The following is a 13,659-nucleotide window of genomic DNA, read 5'->3' as shown; positions in this document are numbered from 1 at the left end:
CCCCGGCGGCCATGACGGGTGACCCCTGCCCTGCCGCGCCTTCCGCCCCGTGCCGCAGCGGCCCCTGCCGCGACGGCCCGGCGGGGAGCGTGACACATGCTCCGGAATGCCCGTCGCGGCGGCTCACCCGGCCGCCGCGCCGCCGGCCTCGGCCGGCGCGTCCGGAACCGCCGCAGGCAGCACCGCGCCGGGGTTCATCACGCCGGCCGGGTCGAGCGCCTGCTTGATCGCGCGCATCGCCGCCAGCTTCGCCGGATCGCCGAAGCGCTGCAGATCCGCCAGCTTGGCGCGCCCGATGCCGTGCTCCGCCGAATAGGTGCCGCCGAGCGACACCGCCAGCTCGTGCAGCGCCGCCGTGCCGGCCTCGCGCCGGTGGACGAAATCGGCCTTGGTCGCGCCCTCCGGCGGGAACAGGTTGTAGTGCAGGTTGCCGTCGCCGATATGGCCGAAGCAGTTGATCCGCAGCGCCGGATCGACGGCGGCGATCGCCGCGCGCCCGCGCTCGATGAACTCCGCGATGCTGCCGATCGGCACCGCGATGTCGTGGCTGGCGATGGCGCCGACGAGGCGGTTGGCCTCCGGGATGGTCTCGCGAATCGCCCACATCGCCTGCGCCTGCGCCTGCGAGCTCGCCAGCACCCCATCGGTGGCGAGCCCGGCCTCGAAGGCCTCGGCCAGCGCCGCCTCCGCCCGCGCCGCCAGCCCGGTCTCCGGCGGCGCGCCGATCTCCATCAGCACGCGCCATTCCGGGTCGCTCTCCAGCGGATCGCGCCGCTCGGGGAAATGCTCGGCCAGGAAGCGGAGCCCGAGGCGCCCGATCAGCTCGAAGCCCGAGATGCCGTCGCCGAGCCGGTCGCGCAGCCGCCCGAGCAGCGCCACCGCCGCCGCCGGATCGGGCACCGCGATCATCGCCGTCAGCGTCTCCGCCGGCCGCGGGAACAGCTTGAGCGCCGCCGCGGTGATCACCCCGAGCGTACCCTCGGCGCCGATCAGCAGGTGGCGCAGGTCATAGCCGGTGTTGTCCTTGCGCAGCAGCTTCAGCCCGTGATGGACCGAGCCGTCCGGCAGCACCGCCTCGATGCCGAGGCAGAGCTCGCGCGCGGTGCCATAGCGCAGCACCTGCACGCCGCCGGCATTGGTCGCGAGGTTGCCGCCGATGCGGGCCGAGCCCTCCGCCGCCAGCGAGAGCGGAAACAGCCGGTTCGCCTCGGCCGCCGCCGCCTGCACATCGGCGAGGATCGCGCCGGCCTCGACGACCATCGCGTTGTCCTCGGCGCTGACGCTGCGGATCCGGTCCATGCGCTCGAGCGAGAGGATCACCGGCAGCGGGCCGTCCTCCACCAGCTGGCCGCCGACCAGCCCGGTGCCGCCGCTGTAGGGGATGACCCCGATCCCGGCGCCCTGGCAATAGCCGACGATCGCCGCCACCTCGCCGGTGTCGCGCGGGCGCAGCACCGTGGCCGCCCGGCCGTGATAGCGGTCGCGCGGCTCGGCGAGATAGCGCGGCGCGACGCCGTCGGCCGGCGGGCCGGCCTCGCCGATCAGGGCGTGCAGATGGCTGATGGCATCGGGAGAAGGGGTCCGGATCTTCATGCTCCCGATCCTATTCACCTGCCCGCCGGGGGCAAGGCGGTTGACACGGTTTCGGATGACAATTTCCGGGCGGCGGCCCCGGCGCGCCGCCGGCGCCCGGCGCCGCGCCTCAGATCCGCGGCACCGCCTCCAGCAGCCGGCCGATGGTGTCGCTGCGCGCCGCCTCGTCGAGCGCATCGAGCCCGCTCCGGTAGGCCCGCCGCAGCTTCAGCAGCGTCGGCAGCGCCGCCGGCCTGCCGGCGAGCCCGGCCAGCACCGCGCCGATCCGAGGGGTGCCGTCGCTGCCCACCGCGCCCTCGAGGAACGCCGGCAGGTCGAGCCCCGCCGGATCGGCGATGGCGCGGATCGCGATCGCCGGATAGGCGGCCTCCTCGGCGGCCCTGGCCACGAGATGGGTCTCCATGTCCACCGCCACGGCACCGGTCGCGGCCAGCAGCGCCGCCTTGTCGGCCGCGCGCAGCACCATCCGGTCGGAACCCGCCATCAGCATCGCCGGCTCGTCCGGCCCGGCGCCGGCCTCGGGCAGCAGGTTCGAGGCCAGCGGCAGCACCGTGCCGTCCGGCAGCACCACCCCGTCGGGCAGGATCAGGTCGCCCGGCTCGAGCTCCGCCGCCAGCCCGCCGGCGACGCCCCAGGACAGCAGCATCCGGCAGCCCTCGCGCCACATGCCGAGCACGGCGCGGCTGGTGCGCCGCGGATTGGCCCCGGTGGCCGCCGCCACCACCCATTTGTGCCGGCGCCAGCCCCCGAGCGTCTTCAGCTCGTCCTCGAGGCCGCAGAGGATGCCGAGCTTCGGCTCCTGCAGCGGCAGGTTGACCGGGGTGATCATCGCCATGGCCCGCCCTCCCGCGCGCGCTTTGCCGGAGGGCGATGGGGGGTGGCGGGCGGGGGTGGGCGGGTGGGCCGTCCGCCACCCCCCATCGCCCGGGCGCCGGCCCTCAGATCCCCCATCGCACCTTGCGGTCGTTGGCCGCCGAAACCTGCTCGTAGCGCGCCATCGCCCAGAGCGGGAAGAACGCCGCATAGCCGTGATACTTGAGATAGAACACCCGCGGGAAGCCGGTGCCGGTCCAGTGCGCCTCCTTCCAGCGCGGGCCGTCGGCCTCGCGCGGCGCGGTCTCGAGCCAGCGCACCCCCTTCACCACCTCGCGGCTCTCCACCTCGCCGGCGGAGATCAGCGCCAGCAGCGCCCAGGCGGTCTGCGACGGGGTCGAGGCGACGGCATGTCCGGCGCCCCAGGGCTCGTAGGTCTCGAGCCCCTCGCCCCAGCCGCCATCGGCGCGCTGGCGCGCCTTCAGCCAGTCCACCGCCCTGCGGATATAGGGCTGGTCCATGTCCTCGCCGGCGCCGTTCAGCGCCACCAGCGCCGACCAGGTGCCGTAGATGTAGTTCGCCCCCCAGCGGCCGAACCAGCTGCCATCGGCCTCCTGCTCGCGCTTGATGAAGGCGATGCCGCGGGCGATCTCGCCGGCGAACCGCGCGCGATCGACCTGCGCGAGGCAGCCGACGCAGCGCGCGGTGACATCCACCGTCGGCGGGTCGAGCAGCGCGCCATGATCGGCGAAGGGGATGGCGTTGAGATAATAGTGCTCGTTCTCCGGGTCGAAGGCGCCCCAGCCGCCGCTCGAGGACTGCATCCCCGCAATCCATTCGCAGGCCCGGTCGACATTCATCGCGTAGCGCTCGGGATCGGCCCGGTGCATCGCCATCGCCACCACCGCGGTGTCGTCGACATCGGGATAATCCGGGTTCTCGTACTGGAACGCCCAGCCGCCCGGCCGCACCCCGGGCCGGCGCACCGCCCAGTCGCCGACATGCTCGAGGATCTGCTTGTCGGCCAGCCAGTCGAGCGCATGGGTCAGCCGGGCATCGTCGCGGCAGCCGGCCTCGAGGAAGGCCTGCGCGGCGAGGCAGGTGTCCCAGACCGGCGAGAGGCAGGGCTGCAGATAGGTCTCCGCCTCGTCGCCCTCGCCGCGCTCGACGACGAGCTTCTCCACCGCGTCGCGGGCGGTGCGCATCGCCGGGTGGTCGTCGGCATAGCCGAGCACCCGCAGCGCCATCACCGCATTGGCCATCGCCGGATAGATCGCGCCGAGCCCGTCATCGCCGTTGAGATGCGCGAGCATGAACTCCTCGGCCGCCTTCACCGCGCGCTCGCGCGGCCAGCGCGGCGCCAGCGGCTCGACCTTGTGCAGCACCCGGTCGAGCACCAGGAAGACATCGCCGAGCCGCGAGCCGGCCGGGTTGACCTGCCATTGCGGCTCCTCCGCCGGCGGGCGCAGGAACAGCTCCTCGATGCCGAGCCCGGTCGGGTTCACCGCCCGCGCCCGGCGCGCATAGAGGATCAGCAGCGGCGTCAGCACGGTGCGCGACCAGTAGGCGATCTTGCTCATGTGGAAGGGGAACCAGCGCGGCAGCAGCATCGCCTCCACCGGCATGCAGGGCATCCCCTTCCAGGGGATGTGGCGGAACAGTGCCATCATGATCCGGGTGAACACGTTGGCCCGCGCCGCGCCGCCCTGCCCCAGCAGCCAGGAGCGCGCCCGCGCCATGTGCGGCGCCTCCGGGTCGTCGCCGATCAGCTTCAGCGCCCAGTAGCCCTTGACCGTGGCCGAGATGTTGCCCGCGCCCTCGTGGAACAGCGGCCAGGAGCCGTCCGGGTTCTGGATGCGGCGCATGTAGCGGGCCAGCCGCGCCTCGCGGGGGGCGTCGATCTCGCCGAGAAAATGGCGCAGCAGCACGTATTCGGCGGGGATCGTGCAATCGGCCTCGAGCTCGAAGACGATGTGCCCGTCCGGCTTCTGCAGGCCCCAGAGCTTGTCGGTGCGCTCCTCGATAAGGCGGCGGAGCCGGCCGCGATCCGGACGCGCCGCGGTCTCCCAGTCGGGCTCCGTGGCCGCGCCGCTGAGGCTTTGGTCCTTCATCTGCTCACCTTTGTCCCTCGATCGGGTCGTCTTTTATGGTCGTCTATCCGCCGTCCGGGCGGCTCAGGCGGCCAGCCGAGCCGCGGTCTCGCCCGACCGGATCGCGCCCTCGATGGTCGCGGGCAGGCCGGTATCCGTCGCGTCTCCCGCCAGCCAGAGATTGCCGAGCCCGGTGCGCGCCGCCGGGCGCCGCGCGACGCCGGCTGGCGACTGGTCGAAGGTCGCGCGGCGTTCCTTGTTGATCCGTGCGTTCGCGTAACTCATTTCCGCGCCAAGGCCAAGTGCAGCCCGGGTTTCCGCCCAGAGCATGGCTGTCAGCTCCGCCGGGTCGGCGCGGTCGAGCCCGAGCCGGTCGGAGGCCGAGACGGTGAGGCTCACCACGTCGCCGCGGCGGAAGATCCAGTGGGTGCGCGCCGAGAGCACGCCGGTGATCGGCGCCGCGCGGTCGAGCGCCGCGCGCGCCGCCTCGGGCACCACGAAGAAGGCGTTGAGGATCGCGCAGTCGTCATCCGGCAGCGCGAGCTCCGGCATCAGCGGGGCGAGCCGCGAGGGCGGCAGCGCCAGCACCACCCGGTCCGCCGGGCCGAGCGCCTCGGCGCCGTCGGAGAAGCGCAGGGTCGCGGCGCGGCCCCCCTCCCGCTCCACCGCGCGCAGGATCCGGCCGAAGCGGATCTCGACGCCGCGGGCCGCCAGCGCCGCCTCCGCCGGGCCGACCAGCGCATCGCCGAGCCCGCCGGGCGCCAGCATCGGCCGGGCATGGGCGCCGCCCCTGAGGAAGGTCTCGGCCAGCACCCGCCAGAGCAGCCGCGCCGAGGCCCGCTCCGGCGTCGTGTTGATCGCGGCCAGGGTCAGCGGCTCCCAGAAGCGCGCCCAGATCGGCCCGCGCGCGCGGATCGCCTCGGCCACCGTGGCGCCCCGCCCGGCCAGCGCCAGCCAGGCGCCGGAGAGATAGTCCGCCACGGTGGTCTCCGGGATGCGCCGCGAGGCGGTGCCGACCCACCAGGGCACCGGCCCGTCGTTGAGCCGCACCCGCCAGCGCCGGCCGGTGGCGAGATCGACGAAGGCGAAGCCCGCCTCGGGCTCCGCCACCAGCCGGTCCTCGGCGCCGATCGCGCGCAGATAGGCCCGCACCGAGGCATTGCCGCTCAGCACCAGGTGGTTGCCGTTGTCGATGCGCCGGCCGAGGCGCGGGTCGTCGAAGCTGCGGCAGCGCCCGCCGGCCTGGCGCTGCGCCTCGTGCAGTGTCACCGCCGCGCCGCGTTCGGCCAGCCGCAGCGCCGTCGAGAGCCCGGCGAGCCCGGCGCCCACCACATGCACCCGCCCGGCCCGCGACTCAGCCATGGGCGGCCCCCGCGGCTGGCCGCGCCGCGCCCCCCGGCGCCAGCACGCAAAGGAGCCCGCGCCAGGCCTTCTCCCGCCCGCTGAGGCGCACCCGCGTGCCGCGCCGGAAGCCGGCCGCCTCCATCCGCGCGAGATAGCCCGAATAGACCCCCATCATCAGCAGCGCCGGCGCCAGCCGCAGCCGCGAATGCGCGCCCACGAGGCTGCGCGCGGCGGCGAACTCGGCCCGCGCCAGCCGGCCGATCTCCTGCGCGACCTCGGGCAGCCGCGGATGCACCGCCGCGGCCTTCGGATCCGCCGGCACGCCATGCGCCGCCAGCAGCTCGGCCGGCAGATAGAGCCGGCCCATCGCGGCATCGTCCTCGATGTCGCGCAGGATGTTGGTGAGCTGGAAGGCATCCGCCAGCGCCAGCGCGAAGCGCTCGGAGACCTCGCCGCGCCAGGCCCCGAAGATCCGCATCGAGAGCATCCCCACGGCGCCCGCCACCCGGCGGGTATAGCGGCGCAGCTCCGCCATCGAGGGCGCGATTACCGGCCCGTCGGCATCCATCTGCATGCCCTCGATCAGCGCCAGGAACTCCGCCTCCGGCAGCTCGTGGCGCGCCACCGGGCCGGCCAGCGCATGGCCGATCGCCGAGACCGGGCGGCCCTCGTAGAGCGCGCCGATCTCGCAGCGCCAGTCGTCGAGCAGCCGGTGCTTCTCGGCCAGCGGCCAGTCCTCGTCGGCGATGTCGTCGATCACCCGCGCGAAGGCATAGAGCGCCCACATCGCCTCGCGCCGCGGCCGCGGCAGGATGCGCATGCCCTGCGCGAAGGAGGTGCGGGCGCCGGCGGTGATCGCCGCGGCGATGGCGGCCGGGTCGGTGCCCGGCTCGATCGGGCTCGGCGCCAGCGCCTCGATGCCGGAGCGGGCGCTCATGCCGGCCCCGCCAGCGCCGAGAGCCCGGCCGCGCGCAGCAGCCCGGCCAGCGCGCCATGCGCCAGATCGCGCCGCGAATGCTTGACGCGCAGCGCCAGCGGGTCCTCGCGCCGCAGCCGCGCCGAGAGCCGCCGGGCGAGCCGCTGGATCGCCGCGACCTCGGCCCCGAGCCGGCGCGAGCGGATCGCGCGCGAGAGCGGCGCGGCCCGGTCGAGCAGCGCGTCGGAGGCATCGAGGCAGCGCCCGATCACCCGGCGCAGCGCCGGCGAGGCGGCGGCCGCGTCGAGATCCCCGAGCGCCATGCCCTCCTCGGCCATCCAGTCCTGCGGCAGGTAGACCCGGTCGAGCGCGCGGCGGTCCTCGCCGCAGTCCTGCAGGTGGTTGAGAACCTGCAGCGCGGCGCAGAGCGCATCGCCCATCGCGCCGGTCTCGGGCGCCTCGCTATGCAGGTCGAGCAGGAAGCGCCCCACCGGATGCGCGGAATAGCGGCAATAATCGAGCAGCTCGGCCCAGTCGGCATAGCGCGCCTTGCCGGCATCGCGGCGGAACGCGACCAGCAGGTCCGAGGCATGGGCCACGGGCACCCCGGTCTCGCGCAGGCTCTCGCCGAGGCGCACCGCCACCGCCGGCCAGCGCGCGGCGGGGGCGAGCCCGGCCTCCATCAGGTCGAGCCGGCGGACCTTCTCGTCCGGCGAAAGCTCCGGCGCATCGGCGATGTCGTCGGCGGCGCGGGCGAAGGCGTAGTAGCGCATCACATGCGGGCGCAGCGCCGGCGCGATCAGCCGCGAGCCGACGGGAAAGTTCTCGCCCGCCGCATCCTTGCCCGAGGGCGCGAGGATCTCCGGCTCGGCCTGCGCCGCGGCAGCGATCGCCGGCATTGCCAGATCGGACCCCAGGGGTTCTTGCATGTTCTCGACCGTCTCGGTGCCTTGTCCCGGATTGGCCGGCACAGTAGACTTTTGCGTGCGCGAAGACAATCGCCGCCCGTGTCGCCCGGCCTGCAGGCCGGCGGCCGGACCGTCCTCACATCATTCCGGCAAGACGAGAGGTGGTCGATCCATGCTGTTTGCCGTTGGCGCTGCGAGCCTGGCGGTCTGGGTCTCTCTCCTCGCCTTTCGCGGCGGGTTCTGGCGCGCCGATGTCACGTTGCCGTCCTCGGCGCCGGATCATCCGCAGGACGCGGCGGTGGTGGCGATCATCCCGGCCCGCGACGAGGCCGAAACGGTGGCGGCGGTGCTCGAGGCCCATGCCGGCTGCGACTATGGCGGGCCGTTCACCGTGATCCTCGTCGATGACGGCTCGACCGACGGCACCGGCCGCATCGCCGCCGAGGTCGCGGCGCGGAGCCCGCGCCCGATCCATGTGGTGACCGCGCCGCCGCTGCCCGAGGGCTGGACCGGCAAGCTCTGGGCGGTGGAGACCGGGCTGCGCCGGATCGGCGACCTGGCGCCGCAGGCGCGCTGGGTGCTGCTGACCGATGCCGACATCCTGCACGCGCCGGACACCCTGCGCCGGCTCGTGATCTTCGCCGAGGAGCGCGGGATCGCGCTGGCCTCGCTGATGGCGCGGCTCGACGACAGCGGCTTCTGGGGGCGGCTGCTGGTGCCCGCCTTCATCTTCTTCTTCCAGAAGCTCTACCCCTTCGCCTGGATCGCCGACCCCAAGCGCCGCACCGCCGGCGCCGCCGGGGGCTGCATGCTGGTGGCGCGCGACGCGCTGGCCGAGATCGGCGGCATGGGCGCGATCCGCGGTGCGCTGATCGACGATTGCAGCCTCGCCGCGCAGATCAAGCGCGGGCCGCCGAGACGCCGGATCTGGCTCGGCCTCACCCGCGACGCCGCGGTCAGCCTGCGCGACAACCGCCGCCTCGGCACGATCTGGAAGATGGTCGCGCGCACCGCCTTCGCGCAGCTGCGCCATTCGCGCTGGCTGCTGGCCGGCACGGTGCTGTCGATGGCGCTGATCTATCTCGCCGGGCCGGTGCTGGTGCTGGGGCTGCCGCTGCATGGCGACTGGGCCGCCGCCGGGCTCGGCGCCGCCGCCTGGGCGCTGGCGGCGCGGGCCTATCTGCCGACGCTGAAGCTCTATGGCCGCCCGGCGCGCGACGCGCTCTGGCTGCCGCTCGCCGCCCTGCTCTACACGCTGATGACGCTGGACAGCGCCCGGCGCCACCGGCGGGGCCGCGGCGGCGCCTGGAAGGGGCGCACCTATCCCCACGGCTGAGCCGGGCCGCCGGCGCTCAGCCGAGGCCCGGCAGGTCCCGCGTCAGCATGCCCCGCTCGCGCATCCAGAGCAGCGCGGCGCGCAGCGCGTCCTCGACCGGCGGGGCGCGGAAATCGAGCTCCTCCGCCGCCCGCGCGCCGGAGAAGCGGCGCCAGGGCCCGGCCAGCCGCACGCCGGTGAGCGGTGCCCGCGGCGGCCGCCCGGTGAGCCCGGCCATGCCGGCCTCGACCCGCGCCGCCGTGAGCGCCACGCGATAGGGCACCCGCGCCCGCGGACCGGGCACGCCGCTCACCCGCTCGAAGGCCGCGAGGAAGGCGCCGGTGTCCATGTCCTCGCCGACCAGCAGATAGCGCCGCCCGGCGATGCCGCGGTCGAGCGCCGCCAGCACCCCGCTCGCCAGCGCGCGCACGTCGATCAGGTTCCAGCCGCAGCTGATCATCGCCGGGATCGCGCCGTTCGCAAGATCGCGCAGCAGCGCGCCGGGCGGCGTCGGGGTGCGGTCGCCGGGGCCGACCGGGGCCGAGGGCAGCACGATCGCCGCCGGCAGCGGCCCGCCGGCGGCGGCCAGCTCGGCCCGGCGCTTGGAGGCGGGATAGGCGCCGAGCAGCGCCTCCGGCGCCAGCTCCAGCGTCTCGTCGACCTCGGTCTCCGGGTCGCTGCGCGCGCCGGCGATCAGCGTGGTGTAGCTCGAGACCAGCACCGCCCGCGTCGCCCCGGCCGTGGCCGCCGCCGCCAGCACGGTCTCGGTGCCGCCGAGATTGACCCGCTCGAAGATCCGCGGATCGGGCGCCCAGAGCCCGGTGACGGCGGCGGCGTGCACCACCGCGTCGCAGCCCTCCGCCGCCGCGCGCATCGCCGCGGCATCGGTCACCGAGGCGGTGACGCCGCGCAGCGCCGCCGGCCAGTCGGCGCCGAGATCGCGGTCGACGCCGACCACCTCGTCGCCGCGGGCCACGAGCTGCCCGACCAGATGGCGCCCGACAAAGCCCCCCGCGCCGGTGACCAGAACCTTCATGCCGCCCCTCCGCAGACCAGGAGCCCCGCATCGCGCACGGAGCCCGCAACCAGGATCCCCGCCCCGGTCAGATGCCCGACCGTGGCCGCCGAGAAGCGCCGGCCGGACGGGTCGTCATAGAGCATCTCGACCCGCCCGTCGGCGGGATGGATCGCCACCAGCCGCGACGGCGCCCGGCTGCGCCAGCCGAACCGGTAGAGCGCGAGCCGCAGCAGGCTGGGATGCAGCGCCGCAAGGACGCGCCCGCCCGGCGCCGGCATCAGGTTGTCCGGCGCGCCGGGGAGGTCGATGTGCTGGCGGTCGGCCGCGCCGCCCGGGCCCGCGGCGGGGAGCAGCGTGACCCGCCGCGCCCGGGTCTCGGCCACCGCGAGATGCGGCGCGCCGGCATAAGGGAACTCCGCCAGCCCGTTGGGATAGACCAGCCCCTCGGCGATCCGCGCGAGGCCCCCGCCGCCGCCGTCGGCGCCGCCGTTGCTCTCGGCGCTGCCGTCGTCGTCGCCGCTGTCATCGCCACCGCTCGCGCCGCTGCCGTCGCCGCCACTGCCATCGCCGTCGCCGTCGCTCTCGGCGCTGCCGTCGCCGTCGCCTTCGTCGCCGCCACCGTCGTCGCCGCTGCCGTCGCCGCTATCACCGTCGCCGCCGAGCGCCATCCGGCCGAGCGCCCCGCCCGCGCCGGGCCAGACCGCCTCCCATGCCGAGATCCCCGGGCAATGCGCGCGGTCGAGGGTGAACCGCACCGCGCGGTCGCCGAGCAGCACGTCGTTGGCGGCGCAGAGCCCGGGCGCGGGCGCCTGGTGCAGCGGCTCGAGCCCGGCGGCGCGGATCGCATAGACCCGGAGATCGACCCCTGCCCCGCCCTCCGGCCCGTAGCGGCGGTTGATCGCCACCAGCCTGCCGCGCCCGGCATCGATGCCATGCGGGTGCAGCGGGCCGGCGAAGCCCGGCAGCGTGGCCGGCGCCAGCGCCAGCGGGCCGGGCGCGGCCAGCGCCGCGAGCGGCAGGCGGTAGATCGCCCCCTCCGGCGCCGGGCGCCCGGCGCGCCCTGCCGCCTCGGCCGCCAGCCGGTCCTGCGCCGCGAGGAACAGCCAGCCGCCATGGGGCGCGATATCCTCGATGCCGGTGATCGGCCGCCCGGTCCCGGCATCGGTGAGCGCGAGGCGCCGGCAGTCCTCCGGCCCGAAGCGCGCCGGCTTGGCCCGCCCCGGCAGGTAGAGCCACACGACCCCCGCGAGCGCCAGCAGCAGCGCCGCGCCGAGGAGCCGCCGCGGCCACTTCACGCGGCCGGCTCCGGCACGCCGTAGCCCCAGCGCTCGATCCAGGGCGCGCAGGCGGCGGAGACCTTCTCGACCGCCGCGCGGTCGCCGCGGAAGGCGTTCTTGCGAAAGCTCCGCACGCTCTCGAGATAGGCGGCGAAGCGCGGCTCGGCCGCGGCGAAGCCCGGCAGCTCCAGCGCCTCGTAGATCCGCGCCAGCGCCTCCATCGGGCGCTCGTCGAGCAGGTCGTAGGGCAGCTCGACGAAGTCCGGCCGGTCCCAGCCCGCGGTCTCCGCGTCGAAGGACGCCATCATCCGGGCATAGACGCGCAGGATCGTGGCGTCGATGTCGATGCCCTCCGGCACGTCCTGCAGCGCGAACTCGGCCAGCAGCCTGTCGTAGAAGTTGCGCATCGAGAGGAAGACGTCGAACGGGCTGCGGTGGATATGCACGAACTTCGCCCCCGGGAACATCCGCGCCAGCCGGGCCGGGCGGGCGGTGTAGACCGGGTTCTTGATCATCAGCCGCGCGCCCTGGTCGAGCGCGAGCTTGCGCATCAGATAGGTGAAGCGCCGCTCCCAGGCGGCGATCTCCTCCGCCGAGCAGCCGTCGAAGAACAGCCCGCGGTCGATCAGCCGGTCGAAGGCGCGGGGGAAGTAGATGCCGTGATAGAACGACAGCGGCGACATGTTGGCGACCGCGATCTCGTCCTCCTGCGGCGAGGTCGGGGTGACCGGGATCGCGTCGATGTAGCGGGTCTCGGGCAGCTGGCGCTCGAGCAGCGGGCGCAGCGCGCGGGCGAGGCCGAACATGTCCCAGGGCAGGCCGGTGGCGAGCGGCGGCACATAGCCGAAGCCGCCATGCACCAGCGTGTTGTAGAGATGCGTGGTGCCCGAGCGCCAGTGCCCGAGGATGAACACCGGCGGCGCGATCTCGTCCGCCTTCGGCAGCCGGCCGGCCAGCAGCAGCGCCTCGAGCCCGGACAGCGGCGCACGGGCCAGCGCCGCGCCCCAGATGCCGAGCGCCTGGCCCCACCGGTCCGGCCGCCCGCCGGCCGCGAAGACGCGGGCGAGCGTGTCCGGATCGGCGCCGCTCAACGGATGCGCCATGCTCTCTCCCCGCCGTTCGCTTCGCTCAGTCGCAGTCGGCCAGCGAGCCGCCGGTGCAGACCGTCGCCCGGGCCGCCTCCAGCGCCCCCGGCAGCGCCGCCTGGAACAGGTCGATCTCGCGCTCCGGCGCGCAGCTGACCCGGATGCAGCGGTCGAGCGGCGCCACCCCCGGCATCCGCACGAAGATGTCGCGCGCCAGCAGCCCGGCCAGCACCGCCCGCGCGAAGGCGCCGTCATGGCCGCAGTCGATGGCGACGAAATTCGTCGCCGAGGGCAGCGCGGCGAGCCCGTTGGCCGCCGCGATGGCGCCGATGCGGAGCCGGCAGTCGGCCACCGCCGCGCGCACCGCCGCGAGATGGCCCGGGTCCTCCAGCGCCGCCAGCGCCGCCGCCTGGGCCATCGCGTTGACGCCGAAATGGTTGCGGATCCGGTCATAGCCGGCGATCAGCTCCGGGTGCCCGACGGCATAGCCGATGCGCAGCCCGGCCAGCCCCTGCGCCTTGGAGAAGGTGCGGAAGCGGATCAGGCGGGTGTCCTCGATGTTCCAGTCCGGCGCGGTGCCCTCGGGCGCGAGCTCGACATAGGCCTCGTCGAGGCAGAGCAGGCAGCCCTCCGGCAGCGCGTCGAGCAGCGCCGCGATCGCCTCCTGCCCGTGCCAGCTGCCCATCGGGTTGTCCGGGTTGGCGAGATAGACCAGCCGCGCGCCGGAGGACCGGGCCGCCTCGGCGAGCGCGGTCACGTCCTCGCGGTCGGCGCGATAGGGCCGCGTCACCAGCCGCCCGCCATAGCCGGCGACGTGGTAGTTGAAGGTCGGGTAGGCGCCGGCGGAGGTCACCACCGCATCGCCCGGTGCCACGAAGAGCCGCACGGTGAGGCCGAGCAGCCCGTCGATCCCCTCGCCGACCAGGATCGCCGCCGGGTCGATCCCGTGATGCGCCGCCAGCGCCGCCTTGAGATCGGCCGATTGCGGGTCGCAATAGCGCCACATGCCGGCGGCCGCCGCCTGCATCGCCGCGACCGCGCGCGGCGAGGGGCCGAAGCCGCTCTCGTTGGCGCCGAGGCGCGCGGCGAAGGGCCGGCCGCGCTCGCGCTCCTGCTGTTCGGGCCCGACGAAGGGGACGGTGGCCGGAAGGCCCGCCACCAGGGGCGCAAAGGGAGGTCTGCTCATCCGATCAACCTATCCCCGCCCCGCGGCCGCGCCAAGCCCCACCGCGCGGCTGCACAATGCCCCATGCGCGGCTGCGCAAAGGCCCATGCGTGGCTGCGCAAGGCCCCCGCGCGG

At 75.0% G+C, this 13,659-nt stretch carries 11 protein-coding genes; 1 reads left to right on the top strand and 10 read right to left on the bottom strand.

What is annotated here, in order from left to right:
• Positions 1-123 precede the first annotated feature (123 nt).
• From QSJ97_RS02410 to hpnC, 6 genes are all read right to left on the bottom strand, one after another.
• Positions 124-1,593 (bottom strand): FAD-binding oxidoreductase, encoded by a 1,470-nt coding sequence (locus QSJ97_RS02410; protein ID WP_285669945.1) that lies wholly within the window; start codon positions 1,591-1,593, stop codon positions 124-126.
• A 109-nt stretch (positions 1,594-1,702) separates the two neighbouring features.
• Positions 1,703-2,428, bottom strand: coding sequence for a phosphorylase family protein (locus tag QSJ97_RS02405; RefSeq protein ID WP_285669944.1), 726 nt, complete (start codon positions 2,426-2,428; stop codon positions 1,703-1,705).
• Positions 2,429-2,531: 103 nt separating this feature from the next.
• A complete protein-coding gene (gene shc, locus QSJ97_RS02400) occupies positions 2,532-4,517 on the bottom strand; it encodes a squalene--hopene cyclase (RefSeq protein WP_285669942.1) in 1,986 nt (661 codons plus the stop codon).
• Between the two features lie 63 nt (positions 4,518-4,580).
• Positions 4,581-5,858 carry a hydroxysqualene dehydroxylase HpnE gene (gene hpnE, locus QSJ97_RS02395; RefSeq protein WP_285669940.1) on the bottom strand — a complete coding sequence of 426 codons (1,278 nt, stop codon included), beginning with the start codon at positions 5,856-5,858 and terminating at the stop codon, positions 4,581-4,583.
• On the bottom strand, positions 5,851-6,777 hold the full coding sequence (locus QSJ97_RS02390; protein WP_285669939.1) for a squalene/phytoene synthase family protein: 927 nt from the start codon (positions 6,775-6,777) through the stop codon (positions 5,851-5,853). Before QSJ97_RS02390 ends, hpnE begins: the two co-directional genes overlap by 8 nt.
• Positions 6,774-7,655 carry a squalene synthase HpnC gene (hpnC, locus tag QSJ97_RS02385; protein ID WP_285669938.1) on the bottom strand — a complete coding sequence of 294 codons (882 nt, stop codon included), beginning with the start codon at positions 7,653-7,655 and terminating at the stop codon, positions 6,774-6,776. Before hpnC ends, QSJ97_RS02390 begins: the two co-directional genes overlap by 4 nt.
• A 181-nt stretch (positions 7,656-7,836) precedes the next feature.
• On the opposite strand from hpnC, the gene QSJ97_RS02380 reads away from it, so the two are divergent.
• Complete coding sequence (locus tag QSJ97_RS02380; protein WP_285669936.1) at positions 7,837-9,000, top strand: glycosyltransferase; 1,164 nt, start codon at positions 7,837-7,839, stop codon at positions 8,998-9,000.
• 16 nt (positions 9,001-9,016) lie between these two features.
• On the opposite strand, the gene QSJ97_RS02375 is transcribed toward QSJ97_RS02380, so the two are convergent.
• Genes QSJ97_RS02375 through QSJ97_RS02360 form a run of 4 tightly spaced genes read right to left on the bottom strand, consistent with a single transcriptional unit; the run spans position 9,017 to position 13,545 of the window.
• On the bottom strand, positions 9,017-10,015 hold the full coding sequence (locus QSJ97_RS02375; protein ID WP_285669935.1) for an NAD-dependent epimerase/dehydratase family protein: 999 nt from the start codon (positions 10,013-10,015) through the stop codon (positions 9,017-9,019).
• Positions 10,012-11,292, bottom strand: a complete 1,281-nt coding sequence (locus QSJ97_RS02370; protein WP_285669934.1) for a hypothetical protein — start codon at positions 11,290-11,292, stop codon at positions 10,012-10,014. Before QSJ97_RS02370 ends, QSJ97_RS02375 begins: the two co-directional genes overlap by 4 nt.
• On the bottom strand, positions 11,289-12,377 hold the full coding sequence (locus QSJ97_RS02365; protein WP_285669933.1) for a sulfotransferase family protein: 1,089 nt from the start codon (positions 12,375-12,377) through the stop codon (positions 11,289-11,291). Before QSJ97_RS02365 ends, QSJ97_RS02370 begins: the two co-directional genes overlap by 4 nt.
• A 25-nt stretch (positions 12,378-12,402) precedes the next feature.
• A complete protein-coding gene (locus QSJ97_RS02360; RefSeq protein ID WP_285669932.1) occupies positions 12,403-13,545 on the bottom strand; it encodes a pyridoxal phosphate-dependent aminotransferase in 1,143 nt (380 codons plus the stop codon).
• Positions 13,546-13,659 lie beyond the last annotated feature (114 nt).

This window comes from Paralimibaculum aggregatum, assembly GCF_030270585.1.
Classification (GTDB): domain Bacteria; phylum Pseudomonadota; class Alphaproteobacteria; order Rhodobacterales; family Rhodobacteraceae; genus Thermohalobaculum; species Thermohalobaculum aggregatum.
This window is presented reverse-complemented; position numbering and strand designations above follow the sequence as displayed.

Excerpts from the sequence above, each read along its gene's own strand:
- hpnC (WP_285669938.1), bottom strand. The coding sequence starts at position 7,655 with ATGCCGGCGATCGCTGCCGCGGCGCAGGCCGAGCCGGAGATCCTCGCG.
- QSJ97_RS02380 (WP_285669936.1), top strand. The coding sequence starts at position 7,837 with ATGCTGTTTGCCGTTGGCGCTGCGAGCCTGGCGGTCTGGGTCTCTCTC.
- QSJ97_RS02410 (WP_285669945.1), bottom strand. The coding sequence starts at position 1,593 with ATGAAGATCCGGACCCCTTCTCCCGATGCCATCAGCCATCTGCACGCC.
- QSJ97_RS02375 (WP_285669935.1), bottom strand. The coding sequence starts at position 10,015 with ATGAAGGTTCTGGTCACCGGCGCGGGGGGCTTTGTCGGGCGCCATCTG.
- hpnE (WP_285669940.1), bottom strand. The coding sequence starts at position 5,858 with ATGGCTGAGTCGCGGGCCGGGCGGGTGCATGTGGTGGGCGCCGGGCTC.
- QSJ97_RS02360 (WP_285669932.1), bottom strand. The coding sequence starts at position 13,545 with ATGAGCAGACCTCCCTTTGCGCCCCTGGTGGCGGGCCTTCCGGCCACC.
- QSJ97_RS02405 (WP_285669944.1), bottom strand. The coding sequence starts at position 2,428 with ATGGCGATGATCACCCCGGTCAACCTGCCGCTGCAGGAGCCGAAGCTC.
- QSJ97_RS02365 (WP_285669933.1), bottom strand. The coding sequence starts at position 12,377 with ATGGCGCATCCGTTGAGCGGCGCCGATCCGGACACGCTCGCCCGCGTC.
- shc (WP_285669942.1), bottom strand. The coding sequence starts at position 4,517 with ATGAAGGACCAAAGCCTCAGCGGCGCGGCCACGGAGCCCGACTGGGAG.
- QSJ97_RS02390 (WP_285669939.1), bottom strand. The coding sequence starts at position 6,777 with ATGAGCGCCCGCTCCGGCATCGAGGCGCTGGCGCCGAGCCCGATCGAG.